16 protein-coding genes are annotated in these 20,369 nt (G+C 49.0%); 2 read left to right on the forward strand and 14 right to left on the reverse strand.

The genetic code is table 11. The features are described 5' to 3' along the window. Positions 1-39: 39 nt before the first annotated feature. Together dapF and IEY34_RS31030 are read right to left on the reverse strand one after the other, a co-directional pair. Positions 40-876 carry a diaminopimelate epimerase gene (gene dapF / locus IEY34_RS31025; RefSeq protein ID WP_189019350.1) on the reverse strand — a complete coding sequence of 279 codons (837 nt, stop codon included), beginning with the start codon at positions 874-876 and terminating at the stop codon, positions 40-42. A gap of 708 nt (positions 877-1,584) precedes the next feature. Beyond that, positions 1,585-4,371 carry a calcium-translocating P-type ATPase, SERCA-type gene (locus IEY34_RS31030; protein ID WP_189019352.1) on the reverse strand — a complete coding sequence of 929 codons (2,787 nt, stop codon included), beginning with the start codon at positions 4,369-4,371 and terminating at the stop codon, positions 1,585-1,587. Positions 4,372-4,598: 227 nt separating this feature from the next. Here IEY34_RS31030 and IEY34_RS31035 point away from each other — a divergent pair, with 227 nt between their 5' ends. Then, a complete protein-coding gene (locus tag IEY34_RS31035; protein WP_189019354.1) occupies positions 4,599-6,365 on the forward strand; it encodes an Rqc2 family fibronectin-binding protein in 1,767 nt (588 codons plus the stop codon). 320 nt (positions 6,366-6,685) lie between these two features. On the opposite strand, the gene IEY34_RS31040 is transcribed toward IEY34_RS31035, so the two are convergent. From IEY34_RS31040 to IEY34_RS31065, 6 genes are all read right to left on the reverse strand, one after another. Continuing rightward, positions 6,686-8,017, reverse strand: a complete 1,332-nt coding sequence (locus IEY34_RS31040) for a UDP-glucose dehydrogenase family protein (protein WP_189019356.1) — start codon at positions 8,015-8,017, stop codon at positions 6,686-6,688. A gap of 29 nt (positions 8,018-8,046) precedes the next feature. Continuing rightward, positions 8,047-8,928 (reverse strand): UTP--glucose-1-phosphate uridylyltransferase GalU, encoded by an 882-nt coding sequence (gene galU, locus IEY34_RS31045; RefSeq protein WP_189019358.1) that lies wholly within the window; start codon positions 8,926-8,928, stop codon positions 8,047-8,049. Then, entirely contained in the window at positions 8,925-9,782 is an 858-nt protein-coding gene (locus IEY34_RS31050; protein WP_189019360.1) for a PHP domain-containing protein, read from the reverse strand. Before IEY34_RS31050 ends, galU begins: the two co-directional genes overlap by 4 nt. A 74-nt stretch (positions 9,783-9,856) precedes the next feature. After that, positions 9,857-10,768: a selenium metabolism-associated LysR family transcriptional regulator gene (locus IEY34_RS31055; protein WP_189019361.1), complete on the reverse strand. Its 912-nt coding sequence runs from the start codon at positions 10,766-10,768 to the stop codon at positions 9,857-9,859. Between the two features lie 110 nt (positions 10,769-10,878). Beyond that, on the reverse strand, positions 10,879-11,316 hold the full coding sequence (locus IEY34_RS31060) for a hypothetical protein (protein WP_189019363.1): 438 nt from the start codon (positions 11,314-11,316) through the stop codon (positions 10,879-10,881). Between the two features lie 212 nt (positions 11,317-11,528). Beyond that, the gene (locus tag IEY34_RS31065; RefSeq protein ID WP_029195610.1) at positions 11,529-11,792 is read right to left on the reverse strand and encodes a YlbG family protein; all 264 of its coding nucleotides are present in this window, start codon (positions 11,790-11,792) and stop codon (positions 11,529-11,531) included. Between the two features lie 47 nt (positions 11,793-11,839). On the opposite strand from IEY34_RS31065, the gene IEY34_RS31070 reads away from it, so the two are divergent. Beyond that, entirely contained in the window at positions 11,840-12,844 is a 1,005-nt protein-coding gene (locus tag IEY34_RS31070; RefSeq protein WP_189019365.1) for an asparaginase, read from the forward strand. Between the two features lie 3 nt (positions 12,845-12,847). Here the strand turns inward: IEY34_RS31070 and IEY34_RS31075 are convergent, their stop codons facing one another. The 6 genes from IEY34_RS31075 to IEY34_RS31100 form a co-directional block, all read right to left on the reverse strand. Further along, positions 12,848-13,306, reverse strand: coding sequence for a YlbF/YmcA family competence regulator (locus IEY34_RS31075; protein ID WP_229757920.1), 459 nt, complete (start codon positions 13,304-13,306; stop codon positions 12,848-12,850). Positions 13,307-13,425: 119 nt separating this feature from the next. After that, on the reverse strand, positions 13,426-15,450 hold the full coding sequence (locus IEY34_RS31080; RefSeq protein WP_189019367.1) for a helicase-associated domain-containing protein: 2,025 nt from the start codon (positions 15,448-15,450) through the stop codon (positions 13,426-13,428). Next, entirely contained in the window at positions 15,440-17,155 is a 1,716-nt protein-coding gene (locus IEY34_RS31085; protein ID WP_189019369.1) for a DNA repair helicase XPB, read from the reverse strand. The genes IEY34_RS31080 and IEY34_RS31085 overlap by 11 nt, the downstream gene beginning before the upstream one ends. Positions 17,156-17,377: 222 nt before the next feature. Further along, positions 17,378-18,451 carry a Gfo/Idh/MocA family protein gene (locus IEY34_RS31090; RefSeq protein WP_189019370.1) on the reverse strand — a complete coding sequence of 358 codons (1,074 nt, stop codon included), beginning with the start codon at positions 18,449-18,451 and terminating at the stop codon, positions 17,378-17,380. Positions 18,452-18,467: 16 nt separating this feature from the next. After that, entirely contained in the window at positions 18,468-19,616 is a 1,149-nt protein-coding gene (locus tag IEY34_RS31095) for a Gfo/Idh/MocA family protein (protein ID WP_189019372.1), read from the reverse strand. Between the two features lie 172 nt (positions 19,617-19,788). Beyond that, positions 19,789-20,166: an ATP-binding protein gene (locus IEY34_RS31100; RefSeq protein ID WP_189019374.1), complete on the reverse strand. Its 378-nt coding sequence runs from the start codon at positions 20,164-20,166 to the stop codon at positions 19,789-19,791. Positions 20,167-20,369: the final 203 nt, after the last annotated feature.

Below are 20,369 nucleotides of genomic sequence, written 5' to 3' on the forward strand. Positions count from 1 at the left end.
TAATTCTGATACGTAAGAACCCTTATGATGCTTGCCAACTTATTTCACAATCGTACCCGTGTAGACTTCTTCAGCCGGTCCTGTCATATAGACGTGATTGTCAGCCTCATTCCATTCAATAAACAGATCCCCGCCTTTTAACGATACGGTGGCCTCGCGGTCCGTCAAGCCATTCAACACAGAAGAAACGAGGGTTGCGCAAGCACCTGTTCCACAAGCCAGCGTCGGCCCAGCGCCTCTTTCCCAGACACGCATATCCGTGTAGGCACGATCTCTGACCGTCACGAACTCAACATTGACTTTGCGCGGGAACATCGGATGAACTTCCAGCTTAGGCCCCCAGGCGGCCAAATCGAAATTCACTGCATCTTCGACATAAATGACACAGTGCGGGTTGCCCATCGAAACCGCTGTAAAATGGAACTCTCGACCATCCACTTCAATCGGATGATGAACAACCTGAGCTTCATCAACGGTTGTGGGAACCTGCAGACCGTTCAAAATAGGCTGCCCCATATCGACGCGAACCGTTGACACTTTCCCGTCTTGCAAATTAAGCTGCACCTGCTGCACACCTGCGCCAAGGGTCTCCACGGTGATCTCCGTACGGTCGATCAGCCCGTGATCATATACATATTTAGACACGCACCGAATCGCGTTGCCGCATTGTTCGGCTTCTGTTCCGTCCGAGTTAATAATGCGCATTTTGAAATCAGCTTGTTCAGAAGGAAGTATATACACTAAACCGTCAGCGCCAATGCCGAAAAAGCGATTGCAAAGGCGGATCGCAAGCTGATCCACATCTGTCGGCAATTCGTGATGACCGGCGATTACAATAAAATCATTGCCTAGTCCATGCAATTTAGAGAAATTCATTGTTTTCAGCACTCCAAGCGTGTGTTTTAGCCATTATCATAGCGTAAAAACAAGCAAATGCATAGCCCTTTCCCCTGTTTGACTGTTTGACTGTTTGACTGTTTGACTGTTTGTCACGGTTACCCTTCCTCCTCCTGGGCCTTACGAACTCCATACCCTTTATTTGATCAAAATCGCTCATTCTGAAAATCTAACGATTTGCAGAAGCTCTATTGCAAGCAAATGATCAACATTTCTCCAATAAATTGCCGGGCAGCGCCAACTCCGTTCATTAAATCTCCCAAGCAGCCAATTTACGTTCTATAAGCATCATACAGTTCATTAGATGCCCTTTGAGACCGAAAACCTCCAAAGCAAAGAAGCCTGCGGTCGACGCCAATGGGAAAAACCTAGCCTGCAGCTAGGTCATCCATTCCATGGACCTTGAGGCAAACCCAAGCCCCCTAACGAACTCAATAACCTCTATTCGGCCAAAATCGCTCCTTCTGAAAATCTAATGAATTCCAGATGCTCTATTTCAAGCAAACGATCAACATTTCGCCAATAAAATGCTCGATAACGCCAATTCAGTTCATTAAATCGCCAAAACAGCCATTTTCCGGCCTATAAGCATCATACAATTCATTAGATGCCCTTTGAGACTGAAAACCGCCGCAACGAAGAAGCCTGCGCTGACAAAAAAGCCGCCAATCGGCGGCTTTCAAACGATTATCGAAAACTCGGTTTCGAAGTTTTATAAGGAACAGCCCGCGAGCCTTTGTTGCGTTTGGGCGACAGCACGCTGCCCAGCCCCATTAAGAAAGTTGGAATGCCGGCGGCAATCAGTACGAGAATCCAATCTTTCCAGCCGAGCGGAACGGTTTTGAAAATCGGTTGCAGAGCCTCCACATACATCACGGCCAGCATCAGCACGAGCGACGATAAGACGGCCAGAACCAGATAACGATTTTGCAAGGGGTTACGGTGAAAAATGGAGCGCGAGCTGCGGCAGTCGAACACGTGAATCAACTGCGCCATAACAAGTGTGGCAAAAGCGACGCTTTGCGCCTTCAACAACGTTTCGGCATCCGTCGGATTTACGCGCAGCACGAGCCAGAAAGCGCCTAGCGTACAAACGCCGATGAGCAGCCCCCGGGAAATAATTTTCCAGCCCAAGCGTCTGGCGAAAATGTTTTCCTTCGCGGAACGCGGCTTATGCTGCATCAAATCTTTCTCCGCCTGATCGACGCCCAGAGCCATAGCCGGAAGTCCATCGGTCACCAAATTCACCCACAGAATTTGGATTGGGACAAGCGGCAGCGGGAGTCCCGCCATCATGGCGATAAACATCGTCATAATCTCCCCCACATTGGAAGCGAGCAGGTAACGAATGAATTTGCGGATATTTTCGTAAATACCTCGTCCTTCTTCAATCGCTGCCACAATGGTAGAGAAGTTGTCATCACTCAGAATCAAGGAAGAGGCTTCCTTCGATACATCCGTGCCCGTAATACCCATAGCGATACCGATATCCGCCGCTTTGATCGCAGGCGCATCGTTCACCCCATCGCCCGTCATCGCGACGACATGTCCATTGCGCTGCAAAGCTTTGACGATCCGCAGCTTATGTTCCGGCGATACCCTTGCATACACATAAGTATCATTAACTTTGGCATCCAGCTCATCTTCCGATAGCAGGGCAATCTGCTGCCCGCTCATGCTGACCCCATTTGCCGGAATCATCCCAAGCTGCTTCGCGATAGCTTCTGCCGTGGTCTGATGATCGCCAGTGATCATCACAGTTTTGATACCTGCCTTGCGGCATTTGGAAATGGCTTCACGCACTTCTTTGCGCGGAGGATCGATCATACCGGTGAGCCCGACAAAGATCAGGCTGTTCTCCACGTCCTCATGATCATCGTAACGATCGCTGCTCTTCAACTCTTTGTAGGCAATGCCTAGTACCCGCAGCGCGGATTTGGCCATGCCTTCATTGGCTGCAATCACTTTTTGCTTGAGTGTCGGAGTGAACGGAATGACTTTCCCCTCCCACAGAATGTAGCTGCAGTGCTGCAGCAGAACATCTGGCGCCCCTTTCGTACAAGCCATCCGCCCATGATGAGAGCTTACAAGCACGGACATCCGCTTGCGATCAGAGTCGAATGGGAATTCGGCGATACGCTTGTATGTTTCGCTGAGCGACTGCTGCGTGATACCGCTTTTGGCGCTTAACACGACCAAGGCTCCTTCCGTCGGGTCCCCTTTGATATTCCAAACGGAAGCGGCACCTTCGTCTTTCCCTTTCTTTCGCTTCTGCTCCTGCTTCTCTTCCACCAGCGTCGCATTGTTGCACAGCACGGACACTTGCAGCAATTTGCTCAGTGAAACATGCTTCGCAACGTCTGCATTTTGACCGCCAAATTGAATGCTTCCGACCGGTGTGTAGCCATCCCCCGTCACTTCCATCACATCGCCGCCTACCCATAAGTGGGTAACGGTCATTTTGTTTTGCGTCAAGGTACCCGTCTTATCGGAGCAGATCACCGAAGCGCATCCGAGCGTTTCTACGGAAGGCAGCTTCCTGACAATCGCTTTGCGTTTGATCATCCGTTGAACGCCAAGAGCAAGCGCGATCGTTACAATCGCCGGGAGTCCTTCTGGGATCGCCGCAACAGCTAAGCTGACGCCTGCAAGAAACATCGCATAAGGCGGTTGTCCATGCATAATGCCTGCCACAACAACGAGAATCGTTAGCGCGATCGCTACGATGATCAGAATTTTCCCAAGCTGCTCCAAACGGTGCTGCAGCGGTGTTTCCATCGATTCCGTATTTTGAATCAAATCAGCAATTTTGCCCATTTCCGTACTCATCCCGATTCGAACAACGATTGCTTTCGCCGTTCCTCGCGAGACCATGGTGCCCATGAAACCCAGATTACGTTGATCCCCCAGAGGAACCTCCTCATGAGGAATGGCTGAAGTTACTTTACCGACAGCCACTGATTCCCCGGTAAGCGCTGACTCTTCGATGTACACGCCGTTCGTTTCCAAGAAGCGAACATCCGCCGGCACACGGTCGCCGCTTTCAAGTAGAATGATGTCGCCCGGCACCAGATCACGAGCAGGTATTTGATGAACCGCCCCTTCCCTCCATACATTGGCATTCGGGGCTGACAGTTCTTTGAGTGCGCGTAAAGAGCGTTCTGCACGAAATTCTTGGGTAAATCCCAGAACAGCATTCATAACAATGATGACAACAATAGTAATTGCATCTAGATATTCGCCTAGCAAACCTGAAATCAGGGTTGCCCCCAATAGGACCAGCACCATGAAATCTTTGAATTGATTTAAAAGCAGCGTAATCGGAGAAATGCGCTGTCCTTCCGATAGTTCATTACGACCTACCTCCGCCTGCCGCTTCCAAGCTTCTTCCCAGGGCAATCCTTGCTGCGCATTCACCTGCTGCGACTGCAGGACTTCCTCCGACGTCAACTGGTACCACTTATTCTGACTCATCCGCCCTTCTCCCTCCCACTTCCCACTTGTTCAAGCCAATCACTCATACGTAAATGTATTCAGACAAGCCGGAAAATATCCCTGAAATCATCTTTCCCGCTGGCCAGCACTTAATTTTTTGTGAAAAGTATGGCATCATAGAGGTTAGCAAAAGTTTTTAACAACGGAGCTAATGGGGATGTCATCGTATATCGCCATTAGCTCCCTAGAATGGAGTTGTAAGTATCATGGCTTTAGACGGACTAGTCCTTCATGCAATCGTTCACGAACTGCAGGCGTGCGTAGGAGGCCGCATTAATAAAATTCATCAACCCAGCGAGAATGATATCCTCATGCACATTCGCGCCCAAGGGCAGAATCTCAAGCTGCTGCTTTCAGCCAACCCCACCTACCCAAGGGTACAGCTTACGGAACAAACACAGATCAATCCTATGGATGCTCCCATGTTCTGTATGCTCCTTCGCAAACACTGTGAGAACGGTATCATTGAAACAGTGGAACAAATTGGCATGGAGCGGGTTATTCGCTTCCAAATCCGCCATCGCGATGAATTAGGCGATATGAGCGTCAAACATATCCTTGTGGAAATCATGGGACGCCACAGCAATATTATTCTTTTGGATCCAGCAACTGGAGCGATTCTGGACGGCATTCATCATGTAACCCCGGCAATCAGTTCCTATCGGATTGTTATGCCCGGCAGCACCTATGTCAACCCTCCAGCGCAGGATAAACAAAACCCGCTCGACACAGACGCTTCCGAGTTCCGTGAAGTGATGGAGCAGGAACTGGCCGAGGACGCTACGCCAGATCAAAATAAGCCTGAACAGCGGCTTGTCGCAGCCTTCAGCGGGTTAAGCCCTTTAATCGCCAAGGAGATCGTCTTCCGCAGCAAACAAAGAGCGATCAATCAGGAAGAAGCAGATACGACCTCCCTATGGCAGGCGTTCAACGAAATCATGACGGCTGTACGCAATCATCACTATGAGCCTGTTATTACGGAACAAGAAATTTCAGGCAAATTATTCTTTGCGATGACGCCGCTTACCCATATTGCAGGTCTTTCTACAACCTATCCGACGCCTAGTGCGTGTTTAGAACATTTTTATGGCGATAAAGCGGAGCGGGATACCGTCAAACAGCGTGTCGCGGATCTGCTGCGTTTTTTACACAATGAATCCAATAAAAATGTGAAGAAACTGGAAAAACTTCAGGAAACCGTGGAAGATTCCAAAGATGCCGATAAATACCGGATTCTCGGTGAATTGCTTACTGCATCCCTGCACATGATCAAACGAGGCGATAAAGAGGTTGAAACGGTCAACTATTACGATGAAGATCAAGCCTTGATCAAAATAACGCTGGACCCGCTCCTTCATCCGTCCGAGAACGCCCAACGTTATTTCAAAAAATATACCAAAATGAAAAACAGCACAGCGATTGTCGAGGAACAAATCGAACATACCCATCAGGAGATCGCCTACCTTGGCTCTCTGTTGCAGCAGCTAAGCGTCGCCTCCCTAAGCGATATCGAGGAAATCCGCGATGAACTTATGGAGCAAGGCTACGTAAGAGACCGCAACAAAAAGCAGCGTAAAAAGAAGAAAAAAGATAAGCCTGCTTTGGCCAGCTATTTGTCCAGTGAAGGCATTCCGATTTATGTAGGTAAAAATAATACCCAGAATGAGTATTTAACGAATCGACTGGCTTCTTCCATGGATACCTGGCTGCATACCAAAGATATTCCCGGCTCTCACGTTGTCATACGAGGCGACAGTTTCTCCGAAGCCACACTGACAGAAGCCGCGCAATTGGCCGCTTATTTCAGTCAAGCCAAACATTCCAGCCAAGTCCCTGTTGACTATACGGTCATCAAACATGTTCATAAACCAAACGGCTCCAAGCCCGGATTCGTCATCTACGTCAATCAAAAAACGCTGTTCGTGACACCAGATGAAAATCAAATTAAACAAATGAAAGTCACCATCAAATAACGAACGCACGAGGGCTGCCACACATAAGAGTCTCCAAAGGCTCTTATTCCACACCAAAACTCCCTTTTATCGTAAATAGCAGCTCACAAAGGCTCTAATTCCTTTGAGTAGCTGCTTTTTCTCACCTATATGCCACATATAAGAGTCTCCGAAGGCTCTTATCCCACACCAAAACTCCCTTTTATCGCAAATAGCAGCTCACAAAGGCTCTTATTCCTCTTGAGCTAACAGCACGCAGTTGCAAGCAAGCACACTGATAACCTAAAAAGAACCTAGCCCGCGGCCTGCGGCTAGGTTCTCTGTATTTGTGCCCACTGCGTTTAAACAACCAGCTCCGCCAACATAGCCGTCTCGCGGCCGACGGACACATAGGTAAAGCCGAGTTGACTCATCTCCACTGGTTCGAACATGTTGCGTCCATCCACAATGAGCGGCGCCTTCACCAAGCTGCGAACGAGTCGCCAATTCAAGCTGCGAATGGCTTCCCATTCCGTCGTGATCACGATCGCATCCACCTCATCAAGAGCCTCATAAGGATCGGTGAAGACAGGCACATCTGGCATCCTCTCCATGACTAGTTCCGCTGCCGCAGGGTCATAGGCCTGAATGAGTGCCCCCTGCTGCTGCAAGGCGGAGATAATATCGAGCGCGGGCGCATCCCGCAAATCGTCTGTATTCGGCTTAAAGGCAAGGCCCAGGACGGCAATGCGTTTGCCGCTTAAACAACCGACTTCCCGCTCGATTTTGGTTACAAAACGTTCCCGCTGCAAGCGATTCACATCAATAACAGCGCGCAGAATTTGGAAGTCATAATCCACATTCTGCGCAAGCTTGAGCTGCGCCTTCGTGTCTTTGGGGAAGCAGGAACCGCCGTACCCGACGCCCGCCTGCAAGAAATGCGGACCGATTCGGCGGTCTAATCCCATGCCTTTGGCAACAAGACTAATGTTGGCGCCCACTTTTTCACAGACATTGGCCATTTCATTAATGAATGAAATCTTCGTCGCCAGGAAGGCATTGGACGCATATTTAATAAGTTCAGCACTTTCGCGGTCCGTATGGAGTACTTCAGCACGCAAAGAAGCATGCAGTCGCGCAATGCGAATTCCCGCTTCTGGATCCTTGGCCCCTATCACTATACGATCCGGATGAAAGGTATCCCATATTGCCGAACCTTCTCGCAGAAATTCAGGGTTGGAAACAACAGGCAAGTGAATGTGGGAGGCTGCCAGCAATCGGAGATGTTGTTCAGCCAAGCTGCCGGACCCCACAGGGACAGTGCTTTTCATGACGATGGTCTTGGAGGTTACAGCATTGGCGGCAATACAGGTAAGCACGTTGTTCACTTGGGACATATCCACGTCGCCATTGTCCTGTGTGGGGGTTCCAACAGCAATGATAATAATATCAGAGCTGCGGATAGCCCCACCGATATGTGAGGTAAACGATAGTCGATTCGCAGAAACATTGGTTGCAACCAGTTCCTTGAGTCCAGGCTCATAGATCGGTATTTCACCTTGCTGCAAACGAGCAACTTTCCATTCCGCTTGATCGGCGCAAATCACTTGATGCCCCATTTCCGCCAAACAAGCTCCTGATACCAAACCGACATAACCCGTTCCGATTACCGTAATCCGCGCTGCCTCTCCCATCTATTCAACCTCCCAAGTTTAATTCAACTCTATTCGGAATCCCAGCGTTTCATCAGGGATAATAAATAAGATTTCACTTGGTCCTGTAAATCCGGACGCTGCAAGGCGAGCTCGATCGTGGCTTCGATGTATCCCATCTTGTCCCCGACATCAAAACGCTCCGCCTGCATGAGATAAGCGGCCATCTGCTGTTCTCTGTTCAGCACGCGCAACGCGTCCGTCAATTGAATTTCGCCGCCGCGGCCAGGCTCTTGGCGCTCCAGGATGCCGAAAATTTCTGGCATGATGATATAACGACCAATGACGGCTAAGTTCGAAGGCGCCTGATCTCGTTCCGGCTTCTCCACCAGATCTGCGATCAGCTGATAGTTCACCCGCGCTGCCGCCGGTGAGACGATGCCGTATTTACTCACATCAGCCCAAGGGACTTCCTGCACCGCAATGACGGACGATCCCGTTTGCTCATAAATATTCATCATTTGTTTCAGGCCAGGGGGCGAGGATTGCAGAATATCATCCCCGAGGAGTACGGCAAACGGTTCGTCACCGATGAATTTACGCGCGCAAAGGATCGCATGGCCGAGCCCAAGGGGCTGCTTTTGGCGAATATAATGCACATCTGCCAGATTGGAGACGGACTGTACAATTTCCAGCAGCTTGGTATTGCCCTTTTCTGCAAGCATCATCTCGAGTTCAACGGATTTGTCAAAATGATCCTCAATCGCCCGCTTGTTGCGTCCTGTCACAATGATGATATCTTCAATGCCTGATTCAATGGCTTCTTCCACGATGTATTGAATCGCCGGTTTATCGACGATAGGCAGCATTTCTTTGGGCTGTGCTTTGGTCGCTGGCAAGAACCGTGTCCCTAAACCAGCTGCCGGAATAATGGCTTTGCGAATCTTTTTCATGAATGCTGCTCCTTCTCGGGTTGTAGGCTGGAGAGGATATCGATGCCTATTCGTTTCGAGCCAATTGGCGCATGAAACACGACACCGCCCCGTTCCCCATGAAAATCTGAACCCGCCGTAATGAGAAGGCCGCAGCGCTCAGCAAGAAGAAGATATTTCGCCTCATCTTCCGCAGTATGATCGGAGTGGTAGACTTCAATACCATCCAGACCCTGCTGGGTTATAGCCTCAACAAGGTCATCATTGTGATAAATACCTGGATGCGCAAGAACCGCCTTCCCTCCGGCCTCATGAATCCAGGCAATGGCCGTCGCAGGCTCAATCCTTGGCGGATTGGCGTATGCCGCAGCTCCTGAACCCAGATATTTGTCAAAGGCTTCACTGATGGAGGACACATAGCCTTTGTTCAGCAGAACTGCCGCAATATGAGGTCTGCCGACCGTATCACCCTTGCTTTTAATATGTTCAACTTCCTTCAACACTTCGGCCATGGTAATCGTAAAACCGAGCTGCTGTAAACGATCGATGATCATCTGATTGCGGGTATCACGGGTGTCTCGCAGCGACGATAGCCTTTGCAGAAACGGAGCATCCTCAATTTGAATATAGTAGCCAAGCACATGAATGTCCTGCCCGCCCGCCACGGTTGAAATCTCAACACCGGGAACGACTTCAATACCCAATCTCCGACCTTCCTCCATCGCTTCGGCCACGCCCGATACGGTATCATGATCCGTGATAGCTATTGCGCCTAATCCTGCGTCAAAAGCCATCTGAACGTTCACCGCGGGACGCTGCGTCCCATCTGATGCAGTTGTATGTGTATGTAAATCTGCTTCTAGTCTCGTTGACATTGTTTACCCCTCTCTACATCCTAATTCCCATCTATAAACAGAGCATTAAGCGAGCTGCCTATTTGTGTAAAACATTAAAGAAAACGGCTTAAATCTTCTTGCCGCAGGAAGGTCATGAAGCTGACTGCCGATATCGGCAGCAGGGTAGAGTTCAAATAAATCGCATAAAAACTGCGCTCAAAAGTAATATTTTCAATCGATTTCACTTTAAAAAGTCCCAAAGTCACTTCATGCTTCACCGATGATTGCGAAAGGATCGAGATGCCGAGGCCCGCTTCCACCGCTGATTTGATAGCTCCGGTGCTGCCAAGCTCCATGACGATCTTCATCGAGGAGCAGTCCATCTGGCAGCGTGCGAACTCCTCTTCCATCACCCTTCTCGTCCCCGATCCCTGCTCGCGCAGCACGAACGGATACTTCAACAACTCTTCAAGCGTAACGACTTCCATGTCGGCTAACGGATGATCCGCTGGCACAATCAGCTTGAGCTCATCGCTGAGAATAGCTTCCGTATGGACATCCGGATGATGAATCGGCGCTTCTACAAGTCCGAAATTAAGTTGATGACCGAGCACCTCATCCAAAATCTGCGTCGTGTTCATCACTTTCATCGAAACCGAGATGTTCGGATAATCTTTGCTGAATGGTCCCAGCAGTCTTGGCAGGATATATTCCCCCATGGTTAAGCTGGCGCCAAGCTGCAGCCGCCCTTCAATCATCTTCGTAAATTTGGACATCGCAACATCGGTTTCGCGAATAAGCTCGATACTGTTCTTGGCAAAAGGAATCAGAGCTCGTCCCGCTTCGGACAGTTCAATTTTCTTCGTGCTGCGGTGGAAGAGCTTCACGCCAAAATAGTCCTCTAGCGATTGCACCTGCATGGTCACAGCAGGCTGTGTCATATGTAAAGCTCCGGCGGCATGCGAAAAACTGCCTTTCTCCGCCACCGTATAAAAAATATGTAATTGATGAAAATTAAGTGCCATAACTACCCGCCTCTCTTTGTATTCATTATATGAAATAGAAGGTCCAACGTCCATCAAGGCACAAAAGAGCATGTCGGCATCGACATACTCTTGGGCATTCAGCTATGCAATTATCGACGTTTGCGGCTGTTCTTGATCAACGTCATCCGACGGGAATGCCGCAGCCAAGAGTAGTAAGACTTCAAATCACGAAGCTCCATCGTTTCTGACATCCTTCCCAGGAATGTCACAATGATCATTTTGTGAAGCGGGTTCCCCACCAGATCCGTTTCATGCTCCAAATGAGAGAACTCCGCAACGACAACAAGATCATCATCAATGAGATAGACATCTTCTTCATTTCGATAATAAGGGACAATGCTATCGTTTTTAAGCTTTTCCCAGAGAAAAGCACAAATTTCCTCAAGTGAATTGTTGCTACTAGAAACACGATCTGTCCATCTCAGCTTCGCATGATTCGTGATCACGACATCCGCCACTTTCTTATCCCCCAGCTGCACGAAAAATGGTTCATAAGTACTCCATCTTCCCATCACCTTGTCTTTCATGATCACAACCCCTTTCCTACTAAAATGAGACCGTGTACCTATTCCATAGCGGTGTGTAAGTTATACTTTACTTGATTATAACTAATTTTTCCATGTAAGAATATATAAAATTATTAATAACTATTTGTGAAATCATGAAAAAATGCTTATTTTCTAAAAATTCAAAAAATAAAAAAAGCTTCTTTCGAAGCTTTTCGTTTTGCACTGCAGCCTCAAAGGGTGTAAAATCTAGTTTTGTCTGGCACATCACTACTGTATTCGGTTTTAATTTCATTGCGGTAAGACTTCTCTACCTTTTTGACGTAAGGAAGCTTCAAAAGGTTCCGTGTCGTCTCATCTACTTTACTCGCATGTATATAAAGAACTGCATAATTCATTTTCTTTGAAATGTAGTGAAGCGAACCGAACCGTTCCAAATTTCTGGCGGCTTTAATATCGTTCACCCAAATGATAAGTCCGCTGCGCTCAATCATCATGATTGCTACCTCTTTTCAATAATCCTAATATGGAGTGATCCCTCAGCATGAAGCCTTCTAACACCATCATCCGCGTATATCGCGGAAGTATAACAGAAAGTATTCACCGCGTCCATCTCGCGGTCGTGAACGCCCAAGGAACGCTGCTGCATGAAGCTGGCGATCCCCAGTTCCTCACCTTCGCCCGTTCCACGGCGAAGCTCATTCAAGCGCTGCCGGTCATTGAATCCGGCGCGGCTGATCATTTCGGCTTGGATGAAGCCGAAATTGCCTTGTGCTGCGCTTCCCACAACGGGGAAGCTGAGCATGTGAGCACGGCCCAAGGCATACTGGGCAAGCTCGGGTTCCTGCATACGCACCTGCAGTGCGGTGCGCATGAGCCTTTCCACGCGCCTACCGCGCAAGCGATGCGCGAGCGGGGCGAAGCCCCTACCACCTTGCACAACAATTGCTCAGGCAAACATTCGGGCATGCTGACGCTCTGCGCCCATCTGGAAGCTTCGCCGGATACGTACATGAGCTTGGAGCATCCCGTTCAACAGCTCATGCTGGAAGCCGTGTGTGCGATGTCCGAGATGCCCAAAGCGCAAATGCAGCTAGGCGTTGATGGCTGCGGAGTGCCGGTATTCGGCATGCCGATTCAGCATCTGGCTCTGGCTTTCGCAAGACTAGGGAGCCCTGATGCGCTAGCTGAAGCACGTGCAAACGCTTGCCAAAGAATTGTCGCCGCGGTGCGAAAATATCCTCAATTCCTCGCGGGAAGCGACCGCTTCGATACGCGATTAATCGAGGTTACCAAAGGCCGAATCATCGGTAAAATGGGAGCCGAAGGCATATTCGCGCTCACGATCCCGGAGAAGGGCTTGGGCTTCGTCCTGAAAATCGAGGACGGCAATCAACGCGCCTTATATCCGGCTGTCGTTGAAGCCTTGAAGCAGCTAAGCCTGCTCTCGGAATCGGAAGTCAGCGAACTTCGTTCCTTTCATACCCCAACCGTTCATAACTGGCAAGGTACCGAGGTCGGTATCATCCGCCCTGATTTCCAGCTTTAAAACTTAACCGCAATTGCCGCTGCAGCTCCCACCGGAACTGCAGCCTTTGCCGGTTGGCAGCGGATTATTGCTGGGCACTTTAATCGTATCCGAGACAGCGTGAGCAATCGTCGTGGATACCGTAAACAATAAATCGTCCAGGCGATCCTCGGCTTCCTTGAATTTGCGAACAGCTTCAACTTCTTGAAGCTTGTCCTGAATCTCGTTCACAGCAGCCAAAGCTTGGTGATAGCTTGGGTGGTAATGCCCAAACCGCTCACACTCTTCGAAGGCATCTTTCTTTCTGGCAAAAACAGCTTTAAGTCCCTTTACTTCTTCACTATTATCAACTGCGTTCTTCCAATATAAATAATCTGCTACTTCTGCAGAGGAATTAATCATGTCACCCATGTCGTAAGCCTGCATAAGCACGGCCGACATATCTATCGTATCTGCTTCCATTGTTTGTAACATACTTGCCATCAAATCCTTCCTCTCAAAGAGTAACTAACCACTCTACTATATCACAGTTCCCCAAGAGTTTCTTCCTTTTCTCTCTGCATCAAATTCCCTTGTCCTTCCCAAACGTTCCTGAACGATATTTATCTGTATACGCCTTCATCGTTGATGCCTGGTAAAATTAATTTCATTTCTTCCCAATCTTCCCCTGTAAGCGCGATCTCCTGATATTCCTCAAGACCTTCCATGATCCAGCCTGTGCGTTCTTCCCGTAGATGACGCGGGATAATAACGCGGCTCTGCCCTTCTTTGCGAAGCTGAATAACACTCTTCCATTCGATCGCTTTGCGAATTATGTCCTTGCGTGTAGAACTGTGATAAGCCCCGAAATCTTGCAACCAGCTTGCAGGGATCCCCTGCATGTCCGGATACACATCACCTTGCTGAGGAATGTGAGCATCCATGTCATACAGCAGAATCACATCTTTGGAATAACACAAACCGTTCGTTCGCAAATCGGAAATTGATTCAGACAAAGAAACATCAGACGAGGCATCTTTTCGGCTGCTCTTAGGATTAAAGCCCATTTGCTCCAGGCATTTAGTTAGCAGCGGCAAATGCTTAGCGTCTGCAATAAAATCAGATTCGCCAATTCGCTGCCCAAGGAAAGAAGCGCATTTCTCGTTGCGCATAAGAGCATCAGCTACATCGCTCGAACGACAACGAAGCAGCGTAACTTCTTCCAGATACAGTTTCCCGACTTGATCTGCCCATTGCCGCAAAGTTACTGAGATAGGAGCAGGCACCTCATGATAAGCGTATGTTTCCAAAATACGCACGATCTCTTCGCCATCAATCCCTAATTCCCAGGCCCTGAACACACTTTCCTTCGTTAAATGATACGTGCGAACCAACTCTGTCGTGCGAAGCTCGGCCAAAGCCGCAATCGTCCATTCGGTGCGCAGCGGCACATCCGGCGGAAGCAGCAGCTCAAAATCAGGCTGCACATACATCGATGGCACCTTATCAGTCGCACCACTATTAAGCGGAACCTCTTCGCCGCTGCCTTCCCGGGCAGCTTCTGCGCTCGGCGGCAGCAGCCATCGAAACCACAGTTCATCATCCTGATCGGAGCCAATCTCAACAAAACCAAACAAGCGAAGCGGATTTAGCCACAAGGAGAAGATCGCTTCGCGAAGTGAACTCGAATCCTTGATCTGCGCGCTTTGCGTGCAAATCGATCTAACGCCTTGAATAAGCGCATCAATCTCGCACCACTGCTTTATTTCTGCTCTTTCCATCAAGGCCAGCGTATGCTGCAGCCAAACCGGAGCAGGCGTCATTAACTGACGCCAAATCAGATAGAGCCGCTTCTGCTGATGCTTGTAGCGACCTTGCAGCCAGGAGAGAGTCGCATCCTTCTGAAATAGATAGTGATTTCCATCGGAAGCTAGGCAGCCTAGCTGGATAGCCAACTCCAGCATGAGCGCCGCCCGATCATCATAAATCTCCCTGAACGCATAAGACAGTCCAGCCGAGCGCAGGATGTCCGGTGGCAGTTTCACATGCTGCGTGAGCTTTAGCAACTGTTTTTTGTGTAAAGTTCCCTTATTCGTCAATGGGAGAGCAGCCTGCTGGCTGCAAGCCGCCAAGAAATGAAACAGCTGCTGCGATAAACCTCTCGGGTGAGCCTGGAGATCCGCTTGCTCCAGTTCTGCATCAGGCCCAAGGAGCTCCATCTGAGGCTCTGTCTCGCTGTTTGCACGCAGCTGGACTGCTGGAAACAACAGCTGCTGCCAAGCTGCAAAGGCATCTTCTGGCAGCACAAGAAGCTGCTCCCCCCACGCTTTGCGAAAAGCGGCGACTACACCAAGCCTGCGCAGACCAATCAGGCCCACTGCCACTTGGGCGCCAGCCATCCGAACAACAGCTTGCTTGTCAAGCGCTTCGCGGGTAAACGGCTCACAACCGAATGCAGAGATAATCAGCCTAAGCGTTCGCCTTTCATCCGAAGATAAGTGCTCAGCCAGCGTGTTCAAATAAGTTGCGCCCGTTAGCAGCTCGGGCAGTGCAATGCCTTGGCTGTTGAACGAAGCGCACCATGGCTGAGACATAATAAGTTCCTTTAGCGCTGGGGGCATTTTCAACTCTATTTGTTCATACCTCATGATATGTATGTATCCCTTCTTGACCTTTCGTTCCTTGACCCCAATAGGTAATCGCATATTCGTATCCTTGCTCGACCAGAAAAAGCTGCCGCTTCAAGGCAAAATCCTGTTCCTTCGTGTCCTCGCTGATTAACGAGTAGAAGACAGCCGTATTCGCCGCGCCTTCCTTTTTGGGGCGGAGGATCCTACCAAGCCGCTGCGCCTCCTCTTGACGCGAACCATAGCTGCCCGATACTTGAATAGCTACCGCGGCATCAGGCAGGTCCACGGCAAAATTGGCGACCTTGGATACAATAAGCAGCGGCAATTGCCCCTTTTTAAACTGCTCATACAGTTCTTCCCTGCTATCATAAGGCATGCTGCCGCTGATCATAGGCGCTCCCGTGTGAGCAGCAATATGCGCTAACTGGTCGAGATATTGACCGATAATGAGCGTTGGTTCATTGGCATGCCGAACAAGCAAATGAGAGATGACATCCAGCTTGGCCGTATTTTCCCCGGCAATCCTGAACTGCTGTCTAGCTCCGGAAGCGCCATAATGATCACGATCCATGCCTGAAAGCGGTACGCGCACTTCCTGACAAGTCACCTTCGCGATCCAGCCCATCGACTCTAGTTCTTTCCAAGCCATGTCATATTTCTTAGGGCCTACGAGTGAGAAAACATCCTCCTCCCGGCCATCTTCCCTAATTAAAGTAGCCGTTAATCCGAGTCTGCGCGTTGCCTGAATCTCAGCAGTAGCGCGGAATACCGGAGCTGGCAGCAGATGAACCTCATCATAAATAATGAGCCCCCATTCTCGCTGACTGAACAGTCCCATATGCGAAAATTCATCTTCCTTCTTGCCTCGATGAGTCAAAATCTGATACGTAGCGATCGTAATCGGCTTTACTTCTTTGGACGAACCGGAGTATTCCCCAACTTGATCTTGGTCCAGTCCCGTTTTGCTCAGAATCTCTCGTTTCCACTGCTTCACAGATGTAACATTGGATGTAAGAATCAATGTGGCGCACTTACACCTCGCCATGGCCGCTATCCCCACAACGGTTTTCCCGGCACCGCAAGGCAATACCAACACACCGCTTCCTTCGACATCTATGCGATGAAACGCATCGACCGCCTGCTTCTGATAATCCCGCAGCTGAAACGGAGTTTCAGCCTCATCATCATCTCTAAGCGCAATCGGCAGAAACTCGCCTTGACGATAGGCGGCCAGATCCTCAACAGGGTACCCGAGTCTCGTTAGCTCCTGTTTCAGAATCCCTCTGGAAACAGGAGAAATAGCAATAGCCCGCTCACCGCGGGTATCTTCTACATATTTTTTCAAAGAGTCATACGCACATATTTCTTTAAGAACTACCGTGTCATCACTGACCAGATAGAGCTCATTTCCGACATCCTCCATGCGCAGCAGGCCATATCTTTGGGCATATTTGCGGATACTGCTAAGTACAGATGTCGGAACGCCAAACTTCGCATACTTCTGCAAGCAGGCCGATATTTGATCGACTGGCATACCCGCGGCAGCTGCATTCCATAGAGATAAGGGCGTGATCCGATACGTGTGGAGATGCTCTGGGCTTTTGATCAAATCCGCGAAACGAGACAGCTCGCCTCTAACGGCTTCGAAATCAGCATGATGCGTTTCCAATAAAATCGACAAATCACTCTGTACGATCAGAGGAAGGTTAGGATCCCAAGACAATCGCGTGCCACCTCCTTTTTACCCTTAGTATGAAAGGAAAGCACTTGATTTAAACATAGATGAATGAATTAACTGAGCGCCGAAAAAGGGATCGTTGGTGAAGGCTGCCGAAACGCAAAAATGGGCAGCTAGCGATCTTACCGCTAAACTACCCAAATGCAAACTGCAAATGCAATTAGACTATCACACCAATGAAGGCCTTTATGGATTCAATATGCAAATCTACTCCACACGAACCGCTTTCTCTTGAGCAAGCAAACAAAGCTCTGCTGCTTTAAAGGTATGCGCCTGTGTCATGGCATGCTCTGTCCCATGCAGACAATCCAAGATCAACTGGCCAAAGAATGGAAAGCCAACTTGCCCATGCAGGCTGTAGTGCTTTTCCCCTTGTTGGTTGACAAGGTACAACTGATCCCCTTGCGGATCGCGAGCGATGTCGATATATTTGCGAAGCTCGATGTACCCTTCGGTTCCAAGAATCACCGTACGACCGTCGCCCCAAGTTCCCAAACCGCTCGGTGTCAACCAATCCACACGGAAGTAGTTCGTTGCCCCATTGTCCCCAATCAAAGTCGCGTCGCCGAAATCCTCCAGCTCCGGGTAATCCTTTGCATGGTAATTCGCCACCTTGCTGCTGGCAATCGTAGCATCCTTACACCCTGCATAGTACAGGAACTGTTCAATTTGATGACTGCCGATGTCACAAAGAATACCGCCGTAATTTTCCTTTTTGAAAAACCAATCCGGACGACCTGCTGCGCCCAATCGATGAGGTCCTAGACCAATCACTTGCACAACGCGGCCGATGGCACCCTCTTCAATCAGCTGACCCGCAAAAACGGCACTCTCCACATGTAGACGCTCACTGAAATACACAGCGAATTTACGGCCTGTTTCTGCGACCTTCGCTTTGGCGGCAGCAAGCTGATCCAGCGTAGTGAACGGCGCTTTATCTGTAAAATAATCCTTGCCATGATCCATAGCTCGAATGCCAAGCGCTCCCCGTTCTGAAGGGACAGCAGCTGAAGCGACCAGCTTGACTTCTGTATCATCGAAGATTTCCTGTTCCGATGCTGCTACTTTGACGTGTGGATATTTCTCAACGAAAGCTTGTACTTTAGCTGGATCTCGGTCATACACCCATTTCAGTTCTGCGCCTGCTTCTTGCAAACCATTGCACATCCCATAGATATGCCCATGATCCAAGGCTATTGCCGCGAAGACGAACTCGCCTTTTTGTACGACAATATTCGGCTTACCTTTTGGTGCGTAATTCATTCCATCGCTTTTTTGCATGTCCGAACTCCTCCACTTATACGTCTAACGTTTTGAATCCAGCTTCTTTATTGACTTTGGAATTTTTGATTTTATCTTGCAAATGCTGCTCGAACAGTTCTTCGTCGATAGGCAGATCAACCCAGTTGTCCGTCCATGTCGATAGCAGCATCGCATTGGAAAGCATCAAACCTTTAATGCCTTCTTCCCCTGGAGCTACGAGCGGTGTGCCGTGAAGAATCGCATCTACCCAGTTTTGTGTAATGCCTTTGTGGCCTGTTTCTTGGCCTTCAACCGGAATCTCACATTTCCAGACTTCGGGTTGACCAAATCCGCCCTTGAACGTCTCATTGAACTCTCTCTCAGATACACGCAATCGCCAGAACGTCAATTTCCCGTCTTCAATGACAATTTTACCGCGATCGCCGGATAATTCGAAACGATTGGTTCCTGGAGCTTCACCCGTTGTAGTCACGAATAGGCCAGTCGCGCCATTTTCGTATTCAACGAATGCGGTTACATCGTCTTCCACTTCGATATTGCGATGCTTCCCGAAATAGCAGAACGCACGAACACGCTTAGGCATCATATCGATCGTCCATTGCCACAAGTCAAGTTGGTGTGGATCCTGATTGATCAGAACACCGCCGCCTTCACCTGCCCAAGTTGCACGCCAGCCGCCTGAATCGTAATAGCTCTGGGATCTGTACCAGTTGGTAATGATCCAGTTGGTTCTGCGAATTTCTCCGAGTTCCCCCGAGGAAACCAGGTCTTTCAACTTTTTATATAAGGGATTGGTCCGTTGATTGTACATCATGCTGAAAACTTTACCGGAAGCTTGCGCAGCTTCATTCATTTGGCGAACCTGTTTCGTGTATACGCCTGCCGGTTTTTCACACAACACATGAAGGCCAGCTTGAAATGCTTTGGCAGCCACTTCAGGGTGATCATAATGCGGAGTTGCGATAAGGACACCATCGATCGTTCCCGAAGCAAGAAAAGTATCCAGATTGTCAAATAATTGGACGTCTTCGCCTAGATTTTCTTTCGCCCATTCCAAACGGTCCGCTCTAAACTCACAAATGGCTGTTAACTTAGCGCCTTTTACTTCATTGTTTACTAAGTATTTGGCATGTCCAGTTCCCATGTTGCCCAGACCAATAATACCAATTCTTACTTTGTCCATCTTGTACTTCACCTTTTTCTTGTCAGATTCGCAATCATTGAACACGTTACCAATGTAGCATATTTACAGGACTGCATCTTGTCGCAGATTGACTACCTTATTGCGAACTTTGACAGTTGCATAGGGCTTATGGCAGAAATGGACTCTTTATCTGTTCAAAAATGCTATACCCTTACATGGCTGCCGGCAATTGAATAACAACCGTTGTCCCAACGCCCAGCTTGCTTTGATATTCAATATGTCCCTGGTGCTCCTCAATGATAGCAAAACTGACCATCATGCCGAGTCCAGTCCCTTTTTCTTTTGTTGTATAAAAGGGTTCTCCGATACGCGGCAGCCGCTCCTCGGAAATCCCTTGACCTTGATCTACGAAATACATGCACACGCCGCTCGTCATCTTGCGGACCGAAACCTGCAAATTCCCGCCTGTCGGCATTGCTTCTATCGCATTCTTAATGACATTGACAAAAACTTGCTTCAATTGATTTCGTTCGCTTTTGACCCAAGGAAGATCAGGATCGCAGGACATCTCAATCACCACATCATTCATGATTGCTTCTGTATTCAGCAGCTCGATCACTTCACTTAAAATGGAAAGCAGATCATGCAGCCGATAAGCTAATACTTGAGACCGTCGATTAACTCCTTAAATTTAGCAAACATCGGGAGGAGTAGGTTTCGTCTATTCCTCTCCCCCCCCAATGAAAACCCCGAATTTACTTTAAAATGACTATTTATCTCCCGTTTTCTCTC

This window comes from Paenibacillus marchantiophytorum (assembly GCF_014640555.1).
Classification (GTDB): Bacteria; Bacillota; Bacilli; order Paenibacillales; family NBRC-103111; genus Paenibacillus_E; species Paenibacillus_E marchantiophytorum.